The 20,976-nt window shown below is 42.7% G+C and carries 24 protein-coding genes; 8 read left to right on the plus strand and 16 right to left on the minus strand.

From position 1 onward, the window contains the following. Positions 1-60: 60 nt before the first annotated feature. Positions 61-537 carry an META domain-containing protein gene (locus PJ15_RS12225; RefSeq protein ID WP_004774294.1) on the plus strand — a complete coding sequence of 159 codons (477 nt, stop codon included), beginning with the start codon at positions 61-63 and terminating at the stop codon, positions 535-537. 105 nt (positions 538-642) lie between these two features. Beyond that, positions 643-1,167: a peptide-methionine (S)-S-oxide reductase MsrA gene (msrA, locus tag PJ15_RS12230; RefSeq protein ID WP_047431208.1), complete on the plus strand. Its 525-nt coding sequence runs from the start codon at positions 643-645 to the stop codon at positions 1,165-1,167. A 55-nt stretch (positions 1,168-1,222) separates the two neighbouring features. Here the strand turns inward: msrA and PJ15_RS12235 are convergent, their stop codons facing one another. The 5 genes from PJ15_RS12235 to PJ15_RS12255 all read right to left on the minus strand — a co-directional run bounded on the left by PJ15_RS12235 (position 1,223) and on the right by PJ15_RS12255 (position 4,922). Then, the gene (locus PJ15_RS12235; RefSeq protein ID WP_004774290.1) at positions 1,223-1,627 is read right to left on the minus strand and encodes an ExbD/TolR family protein; all 405 of its coding nucleotides are present in this window, start codon (positions 1,625-1,627) and stop codon (positions 1,223-1,225) included. Position 1,628: 1 nt separating this feature from the next. After that, a complete protein-coding gene (locus PJ15_RS12240; RefSeq protein ID WP_004774288.1) occupies positions 1,629-2,249 on the minus strand; it encodes a MotA/TolQ/ExbB proton channel family protein in 621 nt (206 codons plus the stop codon). Between the two features lie 32 nt (positions 2,250-2,281). Continuing rightward, positions 2,282-3,067 carry a TonB family protein gene (locus PJ15_RS12245; protein WP_047431211.1) on the minus strand — a complete coding sequence of 262 codons (786 nt, stop codon included), beginning with the start codon at positions 3,065-3,067 and terminating at the stop codon, positions 2,282-2,284. A gap of 208 nt (positions 3,068-3,275) precedes the next feature. Continuing rightward, positions 3,276-4,139: a formyltetrahydrofolate deformylase gene (purU, locus tag PJ15_RS12250; RefSeq protein ID WP_004774285.1), complete on the minus strand. Its 864-nt coding sequence runs from the start codon at positions 4,137-4,139 to the stop codon at positions 3,276-3,278. Between the two features lie 84 nt (positions 4,140-4,223). Next, on the minus strand, positions 4,224-4,922 hold the full coding sequence (locus PJ15_RS12255; protein WP_004655980.1) for a TetR/AcrR family transcriptional regulator: 699 nt from the start codon (positions 4,920-4,922) through the stop codon (positions 4,224-4,226). A 121-nt stretch (positions 4,923-5,043) separates the two neighbouring features. Between PJ15_RS12255 and PJ15_RS12260 the strand changes: the two genes are divergently transcribed. From PJ15_RS12260 to PJ15_RS12275, 4 genes are all read left to right on the plus strand, one after another. Further along, a complete protein-coding gene (locus PJ15_RS12260; protein ID WP_047431216.1) occupies positions 5,044-6,498 on the plus strand; it encodes a coniferyl aldehyde dehydrogenase in 1,455 nt (484 codons plus the stop codon). A gap of 200 nt (positions 6,499-6,698) precedes the next feature. Next, positions 6,699-6,935 carry a 50S ribosomal protein L28 gene (rpmB, locus tag PJ15_RS12265; RefSeq protein ID WP_004649871.1) on the plus strand — a complete coding sequence of 79 codons (237 nt, stop codon included), beginning with the start codon at positions 6,699-6,701 and terminating at the stop codon, positions 6,933-6,935. A 12-nt stretch (positions 6,936-6,947) separates the two neighbouring features. Then, on the plus strand, positions 6,948-7,103 hold the full coding sequence (gene rpmG, locus PJ15_RS12270; RefSeq protein ID WP_003654787.1) for a 50S ribosomal protein L33: 156 nt from the start codon (positions 6,948-6,950) through the stop codon (positions 7,101-7,103). Between the two features lie 228 nt (positions 7,104-7,331). After that, positions 7,332-9,047, plus strand: coding sequence for a cation:proton antiporter (locus PJ15_RS12275; protein ID WP_047431224.1), 1,716 nt, complete (start codon positions 7,332-7,334; stop codon positions 9,045-9,047). Between the two features lie 56 nt (positions 9,048-9,103). On the opposite strand, the gene PJ15_RS12280 is transcribed toward PJ15_RS12275, so the two are convergent. Both PJ15_RS12280 and PJ15_RS12285 read right to left on the minus strand, forming a co-directional pair. After that, positions 9,104-9,382 carry a hypothetical protein gene (locus PJ15_RS12280; RefSeq protein WP_004774280.1) on the minus strand — a complete coding sequence of 93 codons (279 nt, stop codon included), beginning with the start codon at positions 9,380-9,382 and terminating at the stop codon, positions 9,104-9,106. Between the two features lie 112 nt (positions 9,383-9,494). Beyond that, positions 9,495-9,998: a DUF6586 family protein gene (locus tag PJ15_RS12285; RefSeq protein WP_004774279.1), complete on the minus strand. Its 504-nt coding sequence runs from the start codon at positions 9,996-9,998 to the stop codon at positions 9,495-9,497. Positions 9,999-10,083: 85 nt separating this feature from the next. Between PJ15_RS12285 and PJ15_RS12290 the strand changes: the two genes are divergently transcribed. Beyond that, complete coding sequence (locus tag PJ15_RS12290; protein ID WP_047431227.1) at positions 10,084-10,410, plus strand: EF-hand domain-containing protein; 327 nt, start codon at positions 10,084-10,086, stop codon at positions 10,408-10,410. A gap of 11 nt (positions 10,411-10,421) precedes the next feature. On the opposite strand, the gene PJ15_RS12295 is transcribed toward PJ15_RS12290, so the two are convergent. The 8 genes from PJ15_RS12295 to PJ15_RS12330 all read right to left on the minus strand — a co-directional run bounded on the left by PJ15_RS12295 (position 10,422) and on the right by PJ15_RS12330 (position 18,406). Beyond that, positions 10,422-10,799, minus strand: coding sequence for an ASCH domain-containing protein (locus tag PJ15_RS12295; RefSeq protein ID WP_047431230.1), 378 nt, complete (start codon positions 10,797-10,799; stop codon positions 10,422-10,424). 6 nt (positions 10,800-10,805) lie between these two features. Beyond that, positions 10,806-11,051 (minus strand): RNA recognition motif domain-containing protein, encoded by a 246-nt coding sequence (locus tag PJ15_RS12300; protein WP_047431542.1) that lies wholly within the window; start codon positions 11,049-11,051, stop codon positions 10,806-10,808. A 65-nt stretch (positions 11,052-11,116) separates the two neighbouring features. Further along, positions 11,117-13,096: an ATP-dependent helicase gene (locus tag PJ15_RS12305; protein ID WP_047431232.1), complete on the minus strand. Its 1,980-nt coding sequence runs from the start codon at positions 13,094-13,096 to the stop codon at positions 11,117-11,119. A 117-nt stretch (positions 13,097-13,213) separates the two neighbouring features. Continuing rightward, positions 13,214-13,786 carry an HdeD family acid-resistance protein gene (locus PJ15_RS12310; protein WP_004774274.1) on the minus strand — a complete coding sequence of 191 codons (573 nt, stop codon included), beginning with the start codon at positions 13,784-13,786 and terminating at the stop codon, positions 13,214-13,216. A 170-nt stretch (positions 13,787-13,956) separates the two neighbouring features. Continuing rightward, on the minus strand, positions 13,957-14,715 hold the full coding sequence (locus tag PJ15_RS12315) for a hypothetical protein (RefSeq protein WP_047431235.1): 759 nt from the start codon (positions 14,713-14,715) through the stop codon (positions 13,957-13,959). A gap of 88 nt (positions 14,716-14,803) precedes the next feature. Continuing rightward, complete coding sequence (gene topA / locus PJ15_RS12320; protein WP_047431237.1) at positions 14,804-17,443, minus strand: type I DNA topoisomerase; 2,640 nt, start codon at positions 17,441-17,443, stop codon at positions 14,804-14,806. Between the two features lie 33 nt (positions 17,444-17,476). Further along, a complete protein-coding gene (locus PJ15_RS12325) occupies positions 17,477-17,926 on the minus strand; it encodes a hypothetical protein (RefSeq protein ID WP_004774271.1) in 450 nt (149 codons plus the stop codon). Positions 17,927-18,160: 234 nt separating this feature from the next. Then, positions 18,161-18,406, minus strand: a complete 246-nt coding sequence (locus PJ15_RS12330) for a SlyX family protein (protein ID WP_004774270.1) — start codon at positions 18,404-18,406, stop codon at positions 18,161-18,163. 32 nt (positions 18,407-18,438) lie between these two features. On the opposite strand from PJ15_RS12330, the gene PJ15_RS12335 reads away from it, so the two are divergent. Continuing rightward, positions 18,439-20,352, plus strand: a complete 1,914-nt coding sequence (locus PJ15_RS12335) for an ATP-binding cassette domain-containing protein (protein WP_004774269.1) — start codon at positions 18,439-18,441, stop codon at positions 20,350-20,352. Positions 20,353-20,411: 59 nt separating this feature from the next. On the opposite strand, the gene PJ15_RS12340 is transcribed toward PJ15_RS12335, so the two are convergent. Beyond that, positions 20,412-20,939 (minus strand): O-acetyl-ADP-ribose deacetylase, encoded by a 528-nt coding sequence (locus PJ15_RS12340; RefSeq protein ID WP_032810918.1) that lies wholly within the window; start codon positions 20,937-20,939, stop codon positions 20,412-20,414. Between the last annotated feature and the right edge of the window lie 37 nt (positions 20,940-20,976).

Here is a 20,976-nt window from a genome sequence, read left to right on the forward strand (position 1 = left end):
TCCACGTTTTTTTATTTTAATAACGCTTATAGAAACACAATGATTCGGATTTAAAATCTTATGTTAAAGCCTCTTTTAACTTCTTGTACTTTGGCAATTGCCGTAGCAATGACGGGCTGTGCAAGCTCAGAATCTCTCCAGACTTCACCAAATGCATCTCAAAAACAAAGCATTGATCTGTACAACCGTACTTGGATTGCAACTCAGATTAATGGTGTTGAAGTCAAAACTAATGATCTTTCGAATAAACGCCCTGCGATCCAGTTTGATGCTAAAGCGAAACGCTTCTTTGGTGCAGATGGATGTAACCAGATTCAAGGTACCTTTGAAAGCCAAGGTGCTGTATTACGTTTAGGTCCAATTGCCTCAACCATGATGGCTTGTCTAGGCAATGACAACAGTGCGCTTTCTCGTCAATATAGCCATGCTTTGGCAAGTACAACCAGTTATGAACTCAAAGGACATGAGTTGAAATTCCTTGATGCTTCAGGACAAGTACTCGTAAGTTTCGTAACTGTTATTCAGCCGCTGCCTTAATGCGATGATGATAAAAGTAAAAGCTCGTTTCAAACACGGGCTTTTACTTTTTGAGTACTTCGTTTAATTTAGTAGCATTCTTAAAATTAAAAATTGGGAAGTTTTATGCAACAGGCAATGTTAGGTGGTGGATGCTTTTGGTGTGTAGAGGCCGTATTTCTACAACTTAAAGGCGTTGAAAAAGTGGTGAGTGGCTATGCGGGCGGGATTACCCAAGATCCGACCTATGAGCAAGTCTGTCAGGGTAATACACAACATGCCGAAGTGATTCTGATTGATTTTGATGAGCAGCAGATCAGTTATACCCAATTGTTGAATGTATTCTTTACCACTCATGATCCAACGACATTAAACCGTCAGGGTAACGATATTGGCACACAATACCGTTCTGTGATTTATTACTTCGATGACGAGCAAAAGCAGCAAGCTGAGCAGGTCATTCAGAGTCTAGAAGATGAAGGCCTCAATATTGTGACTGAGCTCAGTCCATTACCAACCTTCTACCCTGCTGAAGAATATCACCAGAATTTCTTTGCCCGTAATCCATCACAAGGTTATTGCAACTTTAGTATTCCACCTAAGCTTTCTAAACTCCGAGCCAAGTATCTTGACCTGCTCAAAGATGAATAAGCAATAAAAAAGCAACTCACCGAGTTGCTTTTTTATTTATTGCGATCACGCTGTCTTAGTTTTCACTAACAAACGCAATATCACTTAAGCCTGCTTCACTAGCACGCGACATCACTTGTGCAACCGTATCATATTTTGATTCTTTATCTGCACGTAACTGCACTGTCGGTTTAGTCTGAGCCTGACCCGCTTCCTGGAAACGCTTCTCTAGCTCGTCTAAGCTAATGATTTGCGCATCCCAAGCCACTTCACCTTTGTTATTAATACTGATGGTGATTGCTTTTGGTGGTGGATCAACAATTTCAGCAGTTGTTTTTGGTAAACTTAATGGAATTGATGGGTTAGCAACCGTTGCTGTGACTAAAAAGATAATCATCAATACCAACATAATATCGATCAGAGGAATGAGATTCATCTCATTCATGCCACTGTCGTGGTCTTCACCCAATTGAAAGCCCATCTTAAGCTTGACCTCCAACTAAACTTTGTTGAGTCGCTTTAGTTTCTGTTTTTGCCGCTGTTTCTTGCTGCAACATGGTATCGATTAACAGGCTGTGCGCTTGATCTTGTAAATCATGTGCCAAACCACGGTTGAAACGTACACAAATGTTATAAGCCATTACCGCTGGAATCGCCACTGCAAGACCAAGACCTGTCATGATCAAGGCTTCACCTACTGGTGTTGCAACCTGAGCTAAACCAGCCTGTCCGCTTTTACCTACGGCAACAAGCGCATGGAAAATCCCCCACACTGTACCGAATAAACCCACAAACGGTGCCAATGAAGCGATTGTTCCAAGAACTGATACACCTTTTTCTGCCTGAGATTTCTCAGCAGAGATTTGGCGAAGTAATGCTTGTTCAGCAACAGCTTTACGTTGTTCAAACGATAAAGGCTGTAATTTTGACTTAAGCGCCGCCAAAGCTTGCACCAGTTGGTTATAAGCCTGTTGTTTTAACTGGCGTGTTCCTAAAATGCGCAGAATAAAAATAGTCCACGTTGCAATCGACATTGCTAATAGGATGAAATACAGTGTTTTACTTACTGCATCTGCATGTTGCCAATAAACTGAAAAGTTCATATACGAACTCCTGATTTAATTTGCTACAAAGGCTAAGAGGAACTCTTCACTAGCTCTAATGGAAGATCACCATTAATAGCTCGCCCATCTTTAGTTGGTTTAAATTTCGCTCTTCGTACTGCTTTGAGTACGATGTCATCTAGTTTCGATAAACCAGTTGATTTTTTTACCGTTACACTCAAAATTTTGCCTGAAGGCTCAGCTTCGATATGTACAATAATCGTCCGCTCACTACCTTCTAAGTCTGTATCTTTATATGAAGGTGCAGGTTTTCTAGACCAAGATACTTCACCAGGTGCAATAGGCTGGCTCTTTCGAGCATCTTCCTGTGCTTTTTGCTCTCTTTGAGCTTGCTCACGAGCCTGCTGTTCCCTTAAAGCCTGTTCACGAGCCTGCTGCTCTTTCAACATTTGTTCACGTTGAAGCTGTTCTAATCTCTGTTTTTCCAACTCTTGCTGTTTCTTTAATTTTTCTTGAGTATCATCCTGTTGAATAACCTTTGGCTCTACCTTTTGTACTTTCTGGGCAATAACTTTTGGCTTTTCAACTGGCTTAGGCTCTACCTTCTTCTCTACAGGTTTAGGTTCTACCTTAGGCTTGATCGGCTCTACTTTTGCAGGAGGTGGCGGTACATCTTCTTTAATTGTTAAAAAGCGTACTTTTAATGGCTCTTTCTCGACGGGCTTAAGCTCCATCGTTTTCATGTGGCTCACCGCCCACAGAACTCCTACATGTCCAATCACAACCGCAACTAAGGCAGTGATGATTTTCTTTTTCATCGGGTGTGGCGTGTTGAATGTAGCAGGAGATTGACTCATAAGAATCTAAGTACCTAATAGATGGTGGCGCTTTCAAAAAAGCGATTTCACTCATCGGATAGAACAATGAAAGTGCCGTAATAATAAATGAGAAGTGTTTTCATTTGCAACCGTTTTTTCTTGTATATTTGCTAAGCTTTTAAAAACAGACATAAAAAAACATGCCTGACGGCATGTTCTTCTTTATACAGCGGAGCAAATGTTTTTCTTAGAAAACCACAGTCTTGTTACCATCAACAATAATACGGTCTTCTAAATGCCATTTCACAGCGCGTGCCAAGACATTACGCTCAACGTCTTCGCCTAACTCACGTAGCTGCTCAACGTTGTAGTCATGGCTCACACGTTCAACGTCTTGCTCAATGATCGGGCCTTGATCCAGATCAGCAGTGACATAGTGTGCTGTTGCACCAATTAACTTCACGCCTTTCTCATAGGCTTGCTTATATGGATTTGCACCCACGAAAGCTGGCAGGAATGAATGGTGAATATTGATGATCTTCATTTCCCATTTAGCAACAAAGTCTTCGCTCAGAATCTGCATATAGCGCGCCAAGACCAATAAATCGTTGCCTTGCATCATTTCATCGATCTGAGCGTAAGCTTCAACTTTATTGTCTTTATTGACAGGCACAACGTGGAAAGGAATACCGAAGTTCTCAACCGCTTCACGCAAATCTGGATGGTTTGAAATCACTTGGGTAATTTCACATGGTAATGAACCACGCGCATGACGCCATAACAGTTCTAATAAAGCATGGTCGACTTTCGAAACCAGAATACCGACTTTTTTCAACTCGCCAACGAAATTCAATTTCCATTGCATTTCATAACGCTCAGCCACATTTGCAGCAAAAGTCTGCATTAAGGCTTCTTTACGAGATGGCAAGTTATCAAGTTCAAACTCAACACGCATGAAGTAACGCCCGCCCTGAGCTTCTGTTGCGTACTGATCAAGTGCGGTAATGTTTGCTCCCTGATGATACAAAAAGCTCGATACGGCTTGCACGATCCCCGGCTTGTCTTCACAAGTAATCAGTAATCGCGCTGTGTGGGCTGTAGTCGTGTTCATTTGGTTAATATCACTTATTCGAATCAAATTAAAATCAAGCCGAGCATTCTAACCCTTTTTTGCCCTTGACTAAATAGCTAAGGCTCACTCGTCGTCATTTTTAAGATTAGATAAGCTGGCAAACAGGTCTGATGGCCCCAGTGATTTCAATAATTGTTCATAAGTCTGGCGGCTTTCACCCATCAAATATGGCCCTTCCAGGAACACCATTTGACGTAAGGCTTGCCATACCCATTTTTCTTCCAGACGATTGTTATCACTGATATGACCCGACATATACAAGAAGTTGGTCCAGTTGGTGAGCACAATCCACAGGTTAATAATCAAGGCCTCGATTTCAGAATCAGTCATTTTCATCAGACCCGCATCCACAAAGGCACGATAAATTTTTTGCCCCTGCTGCATCACCTGCCCTGCAAAACGCGGATAGATTTTTCTAAAGTCTTCATTATTTTCAACCAGATGATACACATCACGGTGAATAAAGCGATACGCCCACAACTGATTGCTTAGCACTTGGAAATAGCTAATTTTATCATTGGCATTCAATGGACGATCTGTCGGTAAGGCCAGCATTTCCAAGGTTTCTGCCTGATATTGCTGCGCCAGTTCCTTGATAATTTCCTGTTTATTACGGAAATGGTAATACAGGTTGCCTGGGCTAATCCCTAGCTCAGCCGCAATATGGTTGGTTGTGACCGAACGCTCTCCACGCTCATTAAACAACTGCAAACTGATTTGCAAAATACGATCTTTTGTTTTGTTCGGTTTAGCGTGTGACATTGATTTTAACCATCTATAACATTATCAATAGGTTATAAAACAAACCTATAAAGCGACTTGACACTTTAGAGTATTTACTCTAAAAATTAAAAAATAATAAGCTTTCTTTTGGTCCACTCCTATGAACAGTCAAACAAAAACAACCGCTATGACACCTCATGTTGATGTGAAACGGCTACATGATTTGCTTGAGCAGCAAAAAGCAGCTTACCAACGCCATCCTGTACCAAGCGCCAAAGAACGTCTTGAACGCTTAGCTCGACTTAAAAGTATCTTGGTAAAATATCAAGATCAATTTGCTAACGCAATTAATCAAGATTATGGCAACCGTGCCATTATGGAAACTAAGATCGGCGAAGTCCTGACTTGTCTAGAACATATCAAATACTATAGCAAGAACTTGACGGAATGGATGAAGCCATCTAAACGCCATATCAGCATGTTACACCAACCAGCAAAAGGCTGGGTAGAATATCAGCCATTGGGTGTTATCGGCGTCATTGCGCCATGGAACTATCCACTACTGCTTTCGGTCGGCCCACTGATCTGTGCGCTGGCAGCAGGCAACCATGCCATGATCAAAATCTCAAGCGCATCGTCAAACTTTGGTTATGTACTTGAAAATGCCCTTTCAGAAGCATTTCCTCAAGAACTCGTCGCGGTGGTGAATGGCGGCGGTGTAATTTCAGATGCATTCAGTCATCTTGCTTTTGACAAAATGATTTTCACAGGCTCAACCTCTGTGGGTAAAACTGTTATGGCAGCAGCGGCTGAAAATCTGGTGCCTGTGATTTTAGAATTAGGCGGCAAATCACCTGCACTGGTTCATTCAGCCATGAATATTCGTGATGTGGCACAACGTATCGCAGTGGGTAAACTCTGGAATGCAGGTCAAACCTGTGTTGCGCCTGACTATATGTTCCTGCCTAAAGGCAAAACTGCCGAGTTCACCAAGCACTACAATGACTTTGTGACCATGATGTATCCAAGCTTGCGTGATAATAATGACTATACTTCTATTATTAATGACAAGCAGTACAACCGCCTGCAAGGTTATCTGGAAGATGCCCGTGATCAAGGTGCCAATATTGTTGAACTCAATGCCAAAAATGAATCCCTGACTGAAGTTCGTAAAATTGCGCCAACCTTATTAACAGGCGTAACTACCGAAATGGAAATTATGAAGCATGAGATCTTTGGTCCAATTCTTCCTATTCTGGAATACGACCATATCGATGATGCACTGCAGTTCATTAATAGTCGCCCACGTCCACTCGCCTTCTATTACTTCGATACGGATAGTGCACGTGCAGATTATGTCGCAGGTCGCACGCATTCAGGACACTTTGGTATTAACCAGACGCTGACTCACGTCGCGCAGGATGATTTACCATTTGGTGGTATTGGTGCGTCAGGTATGGGCAAATATCATGGCAAGGAAGGTTTCTTTAGCTTCTCACACGAACGCTCAATGATGTCGAATCCAGTCAGCCCTAAACTTTACAGTTTAAAATTCATCCTACCGCCTTATAATAAAACAACCCATAAGCTGCTTTTAAAAACACTATTTCGCTAGAAAAGGGCTGTTAGCATATTAACAAACCCTCACTTGGTTAAGGCATGATCTATCACACCAGATGATGCCTTGTTTTTACCAAATTCGCTTGTCTTTTAATCGTATTTTTGGTATAAAACGCCCCTTGAATGATTTCATCCGTTTACTTGAATGGCTAGTTGCACGAAATTGTGCTGTATAAACTAGCAATGGAGTTCACCATGTCTAAGGTTTGCCAAGTTACCGGCAAGCGTCCTATCGTTGGTAACAACGTGTCGCACGCAAACAACAAAACCAAACGCCGGTTCGAGCCGAACCTGCACCACCACCGTTTTTGGTTAGAAAGCGAAAAGCGTTTTGTACGTCTTCGTTTAACCACTAAAGGTATGCGTATTATTGATAAATTGGGTATCGAGAAAGTTGTTGCTGATCTCCGTGCTCAAGGTCAAAAGATCTAAGGAGTCTGAACAATGCGTGATAAGATTCGCCTCGTTTCTACAGCTGGTACAGGTTATTTCTATACCACTACTAAGAACAAACGTACTATGCCGGAAAAAATGGAAATCAAAAAATTTGATCCAAAAATCCGTCAACACGTAATTTTCAAAGAAGCTAAAATTAAATAATTTTAGTTCTTTAAAAAAAACGACTTCTTTTGAAGTCGTTTTTTTTGCCCGAAAAAAGCGGTATAAATAGAAAAAGAAATGAATAAATCACTTACATAATTTTTTTTGATAATTAAAAAAATTATCATCAACAAATTCGATTTTAGTTGTTACAATTTATTCGCTGTTTTCTTGGCATGTTTTATGCTCATTTATTTCTACCTTAACCGCAACGATTAAGGAGCTCCGATGCCACATGATGTTGATTTAATTATATTACTTGCTGTTGGTTTTGGTATGGCCCTTATTTTTGGCTATATCGCAGCTCGTCTACGCCTCCCCCCTCTAATTGGTTATCTCGTTGCCGGCATTATCATTAGTCCCAATACGCCCGGTGTCGTCGGTGATATCCAGCTTGCCAATCAATTGGCCGAACTTGGCGTCATGTTCCTAATGTTCGGTGTAGGGATGCATTTCTCCCTCAAAGATTTACTCCAAGTTCGACGTATCGCCTTACCTGGTGCGATTTTACAGATTGCCGTGGCAACTTTACTGGGTGTTGGCGTTTCCATGTATTGGGGCTGGAGCTTTGGTTCCGCATTAATCTTCGGTTTAAGTTTATCGTGTGCCAGTACGGTTGTATTACTCAAAGCTTTAGGCGATCGAGGTCTACTGGACTCGGTTAACGGAAAAATTGCGGTCGGCTGGCTCTTGGTCGAAGACCTTGTGATGGTGTTAGCGCTGGTACTTCTCCCTGCAACGGCAGTATTACTTGGTGGACAGGCACTCCCGGAAACAGATTCATCACAAAGTATTTGGATCACTATTGGGATCACCCTGCTTAAAGTGACGGGCTTTATTGCCTTCATGCTGATTATTGGTAAACGTCTCGTCCCGATGATCATGCAATTTGTGGCACGTCTGGGTTCCCGTGAGCTATTTACCCTGACTGTGGTTGCGGCTGCGGTATCAATTGCTTATGGTTCGTATGCGGTATTTGGCGTATCAATGGCACTTGGCGCCTTCTTTGCGGGAATGGTAGTCAAAGAGTCTGACTTTAGTCACCGTGCTGAAGAAGAGACTCTGCCACTACGTGAAATCTTCTCGATTTTATTCTTCGTTTCAGTCGGTATGTTATTCGATCCAAGTATCTTGGTCGAAGCACCATTAAAGATTTTAGCAGTTGTTGCCATCATTATGGTGGGTAAGACCTTGGCTGCGATGGCTCTGGTACTTTTCTTCCGCTATCCGATTAATACCGCTTTAACGGTAGGTGCAAGTTTGGCCCAGATTGGGGAATTCTCTTTCATTCTGGCAACCCTAGGCTTATCACTCGGTTTACTGACACCTGATGCGCAAAATCTGATTCTTGCAGGTGCGTTATTCTCGATTACTCTGAACTCATTTGTGTTCTCTGCAATTGAACCTGTGCAACGCTGGATTCGTGAGCGCTCGCATTTGGCTCGTTTACTGGAGCGTAGTGGTGACCCACTGGCAATGCTCCCAGATGAGGTAGATCAGGCCTACCTGCGCGATCAGGTGGTGATTATCGGCTATGGTGGCGTGGGTCGTCGTATCAGTGAAAATCTGATGCAGCAAAACATCAAAGTGGTGATTGCAGAAGAAAATCGGGAAATCGTTGAAAAATTACGTACTCAAGGCATTGCTGCAGTGAGTGGTGAAGCGACTGAACCGAATGTCTTGATTCAGGCACATATTCAACATGCCCGTCTGCTGGTGATTTCACCGATGGATATTTTAGATATTCATCGGATCGTGGATATTTCCAAACAGCTCAATCCTGAAATTCAGGTCTTGATCTGTGCAGAAAGCAAAGAAGAAGCGGTGATTATCCGTGAAGAAAATATCGGTGAAGTGTTCTATGCGAAAGAAGAAATGGCGAAGAATATGAGTCACCATATTCTGAATCAGATCGAACTTGCCCATCAGTCCGAAGCACATTAATAAATTTCTCAAAACGAAAAAGCGTACTCAAGGTACGCTTTTTTTATCTTTCAGGATTAGCTAAAATGTGAAGGTTGCTCGTCTAGCACTTCTGCTTGCCACTGATTCATCTGTTTTTCCAGCAATCCAAACAAAGCCGCTTGAATCATATGCTGTGCGACGGTTGGCGTCTGGTCTCCGAGAATGGCTTTCACCTCGTCACTAAACTGAATCTTGACCAAAGGCTCATTTTCAGAACCCGCATTGCGCAAAGCAAGCTCACCACCTTCGAGTTGAACCAATTCAAGAATTGCTTCCTGATTACCAAATAATTCTTTTAACTGTTGCATTGACATAAATTTTCTCCATGTTTCAACATGGTGGCAAAGTATTTGGCACTTTGCGCTCTCACGTCTTATTTATATAAGTGCTGATGCGGTAGATTTCAAGTCGCCTTAAAGTTTCGACTTAGAACTCCACCATTTCATTACGAAAACCATCAATTAAGTGACTTAATTCACGATGCCATTCACGTAAGATTTTGGCATCAGGTAACCATGCCTGCGGACTTTGGGTCACCTTAATAATCAGATTAGAAGACGTTTCATTTTCCGGTTCTGGCGCAGAGGGCTCAGGCGCATACTGACACATTCGGTATGCACGCTTCAATTCAGCGACAAAACCATCTTTCGCCAGTTGTTGTAATACCAGAATTTCTGGAGAGACCTGCCCTTTATCTGCCATATGTTCTTCAATCGACTTAAAGGTCGGTTGCAAATCATTGAGACGATAATAGCGAACCAGCTCCTGCAAAAACGCTAATATTGCGCCATGTAAATGAAAAACAGCGGCTTCACGATAGGCCTGCGCCTGCTGAATATGTTCTGTTTGCTCAGCTTGTTGACATGCAAGACGAGCGAAATACAGTTTCTGATTGGTACGATCTGCATGATAACGAGCAACACGGGACATAATATTTTCCTTAAAAACCCTTTCTCTTGGATAGCTTAAGATTAAATGCTTTAATGATAAAATCAATATCCTTTTGAGCCTGTCCATGCGTCATATCAAACAAGCCATCCTGAGCTTAATATGCTGTATGGCAATTTCAGCAACTTATAGCTGTGAACCTACAGGCTTAGACTGGGAAAAACTTTATACGGATTATGATATCAACAGCGATCAAATGATTGATATAAAAGAATGGACAAAACTGATTGAGCTTAGAGGACAGTCCGTTTCATGGCAGAAACAATTCTTCTCGCTAGACCATAAACGAATAAAAATTTTTAAATCACTCGACCAAAATAATAATGGCCTGATTGATCAGCAAGAAATCACCAACATTTACCACTACTTTATCAATCCCTGCCAAAATAAATAATTTTCGGGCAATCAGTTTGATATCAATCCTTCGAGATCGAGTTCAAGCGTATACAGTTTTCGCTGGGCCAAACAGGCAACAGGTTGAGAAAAGGGACGAACGTTACTCATTGTCCAGGCAAAATATCCTTCTGCCCAATATGATGCACAGGCTGCCTCTATTTCATCTGCTTGCCAGACATGTATCGACTCAATATCCACCAAGGCCAAAGCTCGGCCGATCTCTTGCTCTCCTTCGTTCCGCAGAAAATGCTGATTTTCGACAATAACAAGATTTTTAAGCGGAATAGTTTGAGGTTGCCATGAGCGAATCTCCAAGGTTTTCTGGCCTTGAACAATCCGCTCAGCACTAGGCGCAACAACCGATAAAGCGGTATATTGCTTTAACATATAGAATTAAGCTTGATCTTCCGCAATTTTCACACGGATGCCATAGTTTTTTACTTTCAAGGTATTTAAACCTTTCACTGCTTTGACCGCTTCACGTGGATTCGGCATTTCAACAAAACCAAAACCTTTTGATTTTCCTGTTTCAGCATCTTTAACCAACACACAAGAATCGACTTTGCCATAGGCTTTAAACAAGTCGAGCACTTCTGCATCGGTCACGCTACGATCTAAATTACGAACTAAAATTTTCATGCTAAAACCTAAAACATGATTCACCATCAAATCAGTGAATCAAAAATAAATTGAATCTGGGTAGTTTAATCGAAATCGATCCCAAAACCTAAATTGATTGCAGCCGAACGCGAACGACTGGCTTGCCCATAAGCACGGGGAATATCACGATGGATCTGCGTCTCAACTAAATGTTGAGGTAAATCATTCAGAAAATAACTTTCTATTTTGCGCCCTAACTCATCATATTGATCATGTGCCCACAAATTTAAATTCTGTTTCGTCAGAATTAATTCATTTTCAGCACGCGTCAAGGCAACATACAGTACACGGCGCTCCTCCTCCACATCATCAAAATCACCCTGTGCGCGTGCATGCGGATATTGTGTTGGAGAGACATGGGGAACATAACAGACTTTTTGCTCAGCACCTTTAGCCGAATGGATGGTAATCAACGTCACCAAATCCTGATCTGGCGTTTTATCAATTTCCGAGACGGAGATTGGATCGAGTACATACTCCTCCAGAAATTCTCCAAGTGAACTGTGCTTTCGCGCCAGTTGCTTAACTAAGTCAAAATCTTTGATACGGCGTGTCCAGTCTTTGGTTTTATAATTATTTTCCAGCTGTTCATTCAATGCATCTAGCGCCAGCCCAATGCAGGCTTCGACATGTTGCTGCAACACATCCAGTTGCATCAAGATCAGAATGGCCTGTTGCGGTACTTTGCCATGACGTTCTAAACGCTGGCAACGTGCCTCAATATCGGGCAGTTGAATCAGTTCCTGAGCTAACTTGCTGGCACCAACATCCCCCACGCCATCCCAGAGCGTCAGAAAGCGCATCCATGCCAGATCGTCCTGCGGATTGACACTGACCCGAAGCAGACTCAATACATCTTTAACATGTGCCGATTCGAGCAGTTTCACCCCACCAATAAAGCGGTATGGAATATTGGCTGCAATCAAAGCCCCTTCCAGATAACGTCCACTAAAACCTGAACGTAACAGCACCATATGCTCTGCCCATGCAGCACCCTGCATATGGCGTCGGTTTAAATCCTGAATAATCCAGTTTGCTTCTTCAAACTCATTGCTCAAGATATGCAACTGAGGCTTTAAACCCTTACCACGATACGCTTGCAGATGCTTGTCATACTCAATCGGACTTTGATCCAGCAACCAATTGGATAAATCCAGAATGCCTTGCGTGGAACGATAATTCATTTCCAGCGTCAGCACTTCGGCATCGGGTACACGCTCCTTAAAATGATGGATATTTTCAAAATCTGCACCGCGGAAGCCATAAATCGATTGTGCATCATCACCGACACAAAACAGTTTCACCTTGCCGACTAAAGGTTGCAGCAAAGCCCATTGCAAAGGATTGGTGTCCTGCATTTCGTCGACTAGCAATGCTGAACAGAAACCTGTAACCCATTTCACCAACTCAGGTGAATTTTGCAAATGCACTGCGACAATCGACAAAATGTCATCATAATCAAGAAAATTGCGCTCTTGCTTACGTTGCTCATACGCTTTCATCAGTTCCGCAATTTGCGCCTTGTGCTCAACCGCTTGCGGCAACTGCTCCAACAAAGCATCTGAAAGTTTGGTCTTGGTATTACGGGCATAAGAATACAGATCACATAACTCAGCCGCTTTAGGCAACACGTTGCCCTTATCTTTTCCGCGTAATAAACGGAACATCAGCAATTGATCATCACGATCAATAATACTGAACTGGGTCAGACCAAAAGCGCGTGGATTACGACGTAACAAGTACATGCAAAAAGTGTGGAAGGTGGATGCACGCAAACCTTTGGCTTGGGCACCCATATGCTGTTCGACACGGGTGACAATTTCACTTGCTGCCCGACGGGTAAAGGTCAGAATCTGGATCTGCTGTGCAGGCAAACCTTGATCAATTAAATATGCCGATCTCGCCACAATTGTTTTGGTTTTACCACATCCCGCTCCTGCCAGGACCAGACAATTTTGCGCAGTCGTGGTGGCAGCTTGTTTCTGTTGTGGATTTAGTTCATCAATTAGCTTGGCAAGCGTCATACAATCGGTCAATTAAAAACGTATCGATATTTTAACAGACTAAACCCATGCAAATGTTTCTTGCTACAAAACAAAAAGAGCATGCGATATGCATGCTCCAAAATTCTAAATAATGACTTATACGCTGGTCGAGCTATGCGGCAATTGTTTAATCGCTCCCGCAAAAGTCAGATAGTTGATGCCTTGAAATAAAATATCAATCGCAAGGAACATTCCCAGCACCCAGAACGGTGAATCAGGCGATGAGAGAATCAGAATCCCGGTGAGTAAAGTTAATATGCCTGAAAACAGCACCCAGCCCCAACCAGAAACGGGTCTCAGAATAAATGCATTCACCGTGCGGATAATCCCCGCAATAATCAAGGCAATCGCCAGAAAACTGGTTAATACCACCGCAGTGATCACAGGTGTCGTAAATGCAAAATAACCTGCTACCAGATATAGCACGCCAAATAATGCCCACAACCAGCGCGTGCCGCCTTTAAAAACGGTAAATGCGGCAATAAAATGCAAAATGCCGCCTAGCATCATCAATACGCCAAATAGAAGTACGGCAGACAAGGTGGCGAATGGTAACGCAGCTAAAAGAACCAAGCCAAAAATAACCAATAAAACGCCCAATAACAGATACCATTTACGATCAGCGTGTAGCTGATTGCGAATCAGGTCGTTACCCACTGTTTTCATCATTATTACTCTTTTATCATCAATGTTATAAGCCTATATTGGGCCTGTTCAGCACTAAATTCTGTATAAGGCATGTTGAAAATTAATGACGGAATGTCAGAAAACTTGTGTTTTATTTCATATTTTTGAGCATTCTGTTTAATGCTATGGATAAATCTGAACTTATCCACAATTTACTTCACCCAACCCACTTCCTTGGCCGTTAAAATGCTGATCACCGTTTCATTCAGGTCATTTGGCATTTTACTTTTGTGTTCAGACAGTGGGATTCTTCCTCCCATAATTTCTGCTTCAGTCTGAGGATATAAAGGTTGCCGATCTGCTTGGGCATAACCGATGGGGAAAATAGGCTCGCCATTACTCAAATTATATTTGTCTGTCGCGCCAAACCCGTGTAGTAACTCATGTACCAACACGACATTATTCTGTGCGGCCTGTTTTGATGAAGCAAATAAGTTCACCGAGCCAATCCGCCCACGCTCCAGCGCAGTCGAATGCTTCAGTTCCCGATTCTGCTTAGGATCGTAAAAATTCAGATATAAGGTCAAACTCGGAGAGCCATCCACAGACTGATGCTGTTTCCATGCATAGAATCTAAACTTTAGGCTCCACAAGATATTGTTCAAGATACTCGGCTGTTCAGACATCTTTGGTGGTATTTGCTGTAACTCACGTCCAACCTGAACCATGAAATAGCTGCTTTGCCCGCGATACTGCTGGCTATTTTTCTCTAAATACTCTTTTACCTCAGCAAAGTCATCTTGCTGTAATTGTTGAATATAATGCTGTGTAGTCGCTAAACCATCAGCATTAATCGGATGCAATAAAATATGAATCGGTTGATTCCAGTTCTGATTCTGATCACGATAGGCATTTACGGCGACCACCAGCAACACAACCAGCAAAATCGCGACCCGAATATTTTTCCACATCTCATTTCCCAAATAAAAATATATTTCTTGTTTTTCTTAATGCTATAAAAAATGCTAGCAAGTGCTAGCATTTTTTAAATCTGAATGTTTAAGCTTCAACCCATTTTCCGTCTTGGAAAACCAGACTCCACTTGGTTTGTTTGCCTTCTGCCGTTTCAGAACCTACGTATTGTGACTGGTTCTTACGACTAAATTTCACAACTGTTGGATTGCCTTCAGGATCAACATCTGGCGCTTGCAGCAAGAATTGATATTTCGGATCAAGTTGTTCCGCAACGCTACGTAACTCAGCCACTTTTGGCGCACGTGTTTCACGAATTTTCGGGAATTTACTTGCAGCCAGGAATAAGCCAGCAGCACCGTCACGCAATACAAAGAAATCATCATGCTTGGTTGAGCGCAGGTGTTCCATCTTGATCGGATCAACACGCGGTGGCGCAGGCTGACCACTCTTCAAGACCTTACGGGTATTATCACAGCTTGAGCAGGCGAAATATGGACCAAAACGGCCTGTTTTCAACTGCATTTCACCATCACATTTATCACATGGAATGGTTGGGCCATCATAACCCTTGATCTTGAATTCACCTTCTTCGACTTCGTAGCCATCACAATCAGGGTTATTACCACAGACATGCAGTTTACGACCACCATCAACCACATAACTGTCCATTGCAGTACCGCATTTAGGACAACGATGTTTCGACATCAAATCGGCTGTTTCAGCACCATCATCATCAGATAATGCAGCTAAAGACTCAACTGGTGTTAGGTTCAGTGTACCTTTACAACGCTCTTTCGGAGGCAGGTTATAACCTGAACATCCCAAGAATACGCCTGTTGTTCCTGTACGTACCTGCATTGGACGCGCACATTCAGGACAAGGGACATCGGGTACTTCGACGGGCTGGTTACGGCGCATACCGCTTTCGCCCTGTGCATTGGTCAAACGCTTTTTAAAGTCGCCATAGAATGTATCCAACAACTCTTTCCAGTTACGCTCACCTGTCGCAACACGGTCTAACTGACCTTCTAAATCAGCAGTAAAGGCATAATTCATCAGGTTATTAAAACTTTCATCCAGACGATCTGTAACGATCTCGCCCATCTTCTCGGCAAAGAGACGACGGTTTTCCAGTTTCACATAACCACGTTCTTGAATCGTTGAGATAATCGCAGCATAGGTCGATGGACGGCCAATGCCTTTTTTCTCAAGTTCTTTTACAAGAGATGCTTCGGTAAAACGTGCAGGTGGTTTAGTAAAGTGCTGACTTGGATCAAGCTTTTCTAACTTGAGGACTTCGCCGACTTTTACGGCTGGCAGTAACACATCATCATCTGATTTGTTGGCACCACGAACACGGGTAAAACCATCAAAGACTAAAGTACGGCCTTTTGCCTTTAACTCAACATTTGCTGCTTCAACGGTCAAAGTCGAAGATAAATATTCTGCTGGTGTCATTTGACAAGCGACAAATTGACGCCAGATCAAATCATATAAACGCTGAGCATCACGCTCAACGCCTGCAAGTTTATCACCCGTCAATCCTACATCTGATGGACGAATCGCTTCATGGGCTTCTTGCGCGCCTGCTTTATTGCCATAACGGTTTGGCTTGGCAGGAACATATTTTTCACCAAAATTTTGCTGAATATGATTACGTACCATATTCACCGCATCATCACTCAAGAAAGTTGAGTCCGTACGCATATAGGTAATAAAACCACCTTCATACAAACGCTGTGCCAACATCATGGTTTTCTTTACCGAGAAACCCAAGCGTGTGCTGGCAGCCTGTTGTAGGGTTGAAGTGATATACGGTGCACTTGGATTAACCTTAGTCGGCTTATCTTCACGTAATGCAACTTTATATTCAGCATCTTTTAATACGCTTAATAGCGCATCGGTTTCGGCTTTATTCTTGAGCTTAAGCGTCTTGCCCGCTTGTTTAACCGCCTCAAGACGAATGTCATCTTTCTTCGACAAAGTATCTGCAAAAACTTGCCAGTATTCTTCTGGGATAAAGGCACGGATTTCACGTTCACGCTCAACCACCAGTTTTACCGCAACCGATTGCACACGGCCTGCCGATAATCCACGGGCAATTTTTTCCCACAGCAATGGCGAAACCATGAAGCCCACCACACGGTCGAGGAAACGACGTGCCTGTTGTGCATTAACACGGTTCAAATCGAGGCGTGTTGGCTGTTTAAACGCTTCCTGAATGGCATTTTTAGTAATCTCGTTAAAGACCACACGGTGGTAACGGCTGTCATCCCCACCAATCACTTCTCTTAAATGCCAAGCAATCGCTTCCCCTTCTCTATCCAAATCCGTTGCGAGATAGATTGCATCGGCATCTTTGGCGAGTTTTTTCAGTTCAGCAACCACATGTTCTTTGCCAGGCAGCACTTCATAATGGGCAATCCAGTCATGTTCCGGATCAACACCCATACGGTTAATCAGTGCAGACTGGGCTTTTTCCGCTTTTTGCTGTTCAGTCAGTTTGACACGCGTTGCAGGCTTCTTTTCAGTAGACTTCGCTCCGCCTCCTGTCGGTAAATCACGCACATGACCGACCGATGACTTCACCACAAACTGTGAACCTAAATATTTATTAATTGTTTTCGCTTTTGCAGGCGACTCCACAATCACTAAGGCACGTTTCTTTGCAGCAGATGCGGAAGCTGCTGTGCTTTCTGAAGCAGAGCGTGGAGTTTTCGCCATAATAAATCGTTTTTCCTGTGTTCAATCAATAAATTAGCGCTGAGCCAATTCATGTAAATAAGTTTTTATCTGTTCAAGCTGTGTGGCTTTTAAGTCAGTTTCTTCATCCCAATATAGCCCAACACAGTTTGCCTGCATATCAATAGCATAAACTCCTTTTAATGCAATGGTTAAATCATTAAATTTCTGATCACCTTGCACCACCTGAAGCTTACCATCTACCACTCGTGCACGCATAAGTGGTAAGCGGGCATCTGGAATCAGGACACTATAATAGGCCACCATACTGGCACGCTTTTCCGATGCCATTGGAATTTTTGTCCATTCTGGCGCTGCGATTAAACGTGGATGCAAGCCCATTTTTCGTGCCTGATCACGCATCATGCCCAATGCTTTTTCTCGTGGACTAACACGTAAGCCAAAAATCGAGCCAAGTACAAACAGTACAATCGCAACTGTGATCCAAATTCCAATATTACTCATAAAGTTGCCCAAAACATCCTTTTACTAGCGTTACATAAGTTGAATCAAAAAGGCAAGTTTTCCTTACAGTCTATATTCAGGACATTGATTTATCATTCAAACTTGAATAGATCGCAGTCATCAAACCTTATTATTCTCAAGTTTAAAATATGATTGATTTCGGAAATATACAATAAATACATGACTCAGTTTTGACTGTAAATATGAATGACTTATTTTATCGTGGCGAATAGCTTAATAATGCGGCGGTTTATCATTCACAGGATCAAAAGCTGCAATACCTTCCGATAAATCTGAAGATTCAACCCGACGATATAAAAGTTGCATCTGTTTTTTTAAATCGGCAATTTCTTGCGTCTGAATTGCCAGTTGTTGATTTAATTGTTCAACTAAATCATCTAAAAATGCAATTCGGACTTGCAAATCTTCAATGGGTGCGGAAAATGACGCGTGATCATCAAAATTTTGTGGTTTAGTCATTTCAGACCTCATCTGAACTTTTAGGAAACATTATGGCCTATATTACTTTAAGGGATGTCCATCTCGCATTTGGCGGACCTGCCTTACTCGACGGCGCGAACTTTAACCTGGAACGTGGCGAACGAGTCTGTTTAATTGGTCGTAATGGCGAAGGTAAGTCTACTTTATTAAAACTGATTGAGGGAAGCCTGTTGCCTGATAACGGCGAAGTTTCCATTCAAAACGGTTTAACTGTTTCAATGTTAGCCCAAGATGTCCCAATGGACTCTGGTAAAGTTGCTGATATCGTTGCCGAAGGTGCAGGCGAAGCAGCCAATGTCTTAAAAGAATATCATGAAGCCAGCGATGCCTGCGTGCTAGGCGATATGGAAGCCTGTGACCGTATGGGCATGCTTCAGCACAAACTCGATCAACTCGATGGCTGGGCACTCGAAAACAAGGTCAACTCGATTCTCAGTAAAATGGGACTTGATCCGAATGCAGATCTGGCAGATTTATCAGGCGGACGTAAACGCCGCGTATTATTGGCGCGTGCTTTACTGACTCAACCCGATGTCCTGTTACTCGACGAACCAACTAACCATCTCGATGTTGAAAGTATCGAATGGCTAGAAAAATTCTTACTGGATCAGAATAACCTGACCCTGCTGTTCATCTCGCATGACCGTTCATTTGTGGACAGCATCGCAACCCGTATTGTCGAGCTAGATCGTGGTATTTTGCGTAGCTACGAAGGTAACTATTCACGTTATCTCGACCTCAAAGCACAGCAAATGGAAGCAGAAGAAAAGCAGAATGCTTTATTTGATAAAAAGTTAGCTGAAGAAGAAGCATGGATTCGTCAAGGTATTAAAGCACGTCGTACCCGTAATGAAGGTCGTGTCCGTGCCTTGAAAGACTTGCGTGAACAGTCGAAGGCCCGTCGTTCACAACAAGGCAAGGTCAGCATGGCAACCCAAGAGGCGAATCGCTCAGGTAAGCTGGTGTTTGAAATTGAAAACTTAAGCGTGAGCTACGACAGCAAAGCACTGATTAAAGATTTCTCTGCGATTGTGTTGCGTGGCGACCGTATCGGTTTGGTGGGTGACAACGGTGTCGGTAAAACCACCTTGATCAAAGCTATTCTGGGTGAAATCGAGCATGGCGGTTCAGTCAAGACTGGTACACAACTTGAAATCGCCTATTTTGACCAGTTACGTAATGCGCTCGATCTTGAAAAGACCGTGATGGCGAACGTTTCAGAAGGCTCAGACTTTGTCGATGTGAATGGTAACCGCCGTCATATCTATAGCTATTTACAAGACTTTTTATTCTCTCCAGAACGTGCACGTACACCGGTAAAAGCGCTCTCTGGTGGTGAACGAAATCGTATTCTCCTCGCAAAATTGTTACTTAAGCCATCGAACCTGATTGTGATGGATGAGCCAACCAATGACTTGGATATGGTAACGCTTGAGTTGCTTGAAGAAATGTTATCCGAATACAAAGGGACCTTGCTGCTCATCTCGCATGACCGTGCCTTTATGGATAACGTTGTGACCTCAACGTGGGTGTTTGATGGCAAAGGGAATATTGATGAATACATCGGCGGCTATCAGGACTATCTAGAGCAACGCCCAGACCAGAAAGTCGTTGATCAAAAAAGTGATGTCAAAAAAGCACAGGCAAAAGCTGAAGCGGCTGCCGCAGCTGCACTCGCTCCTGCACCCAAAAAAGTGAAGCTGAGCTATAAAGATCAGCGTGCACTTGAACAGCTGCCTGCTGAAATTGAAGCATTGGAAACTGAACAAGCCACATTATCAGCGAAACTGGCTGATGGTTCATGGTTTGTCAGCGATGCCAATGCAGCGACTCAAGCCAGCCAACGTCTCGCAGAAATTGACGAATTATTGCTAGAAAAGTTAGAGCGCTGGGATGAGCTAGAAAATCTAAGCAAAGGTAATTAAATCCTCTATGAGCATCTATCTCTTGAGGATAGATGCTCTATTCAAAATCAAATCGAAGATTAAATCTTAAAATTATCTTTTAATGACTGATAAATATTAAAATTCTCATCATCAAAACATACAAAAATGACTTCCGTTATAAACTGACTCTGTTTTAATTGCTCAGCAATTGTTTTTAACGCAATTTGAGCAGCAAGCTGTTTAGGAAAACGATAAATTCCTGTGGAAATATTCGGAAATGCCACACTTTGTAGTTTCAAATTTTCAGCCAGTTTAAAACTGTTACGATAAGCATTTTCCAATAATAAAACTTCATCGTGCTGTCCATCGACCCAAGTGGGCCCAACGGTATGAATGACATATTTCGCAGGCAAATTTCCAGCCGTCGTCACCACCGCCTCGCCAACAGCACAACCACCTTGTTTTGCTCTTATTTTTTGACAATCTGCCAAAATCGCTGCGCCGCCTTTTCGGTGAATTGCGCCATCTACACCGCCTCCACCGAGTAACGAGGTATTCGCAGCATTCACAATGGCATCGGCCGTAATCTGAGTAATATCTCCCTGAATGATGTTTATCGTTTTCACCATGATCTCCTGATCGAAATAATGATTGATCTCTCGA

This window comes from Acinetobacter sp. neg1 (assembly GCF_000788125.1).
Taxonomy (GTDB): Bacteria; Pseudomonadota; Gammaproteobacteria; order Pseudomonadales; family Moraxellaceae; genus Acinetobacter; species Acinetobacter vivianii.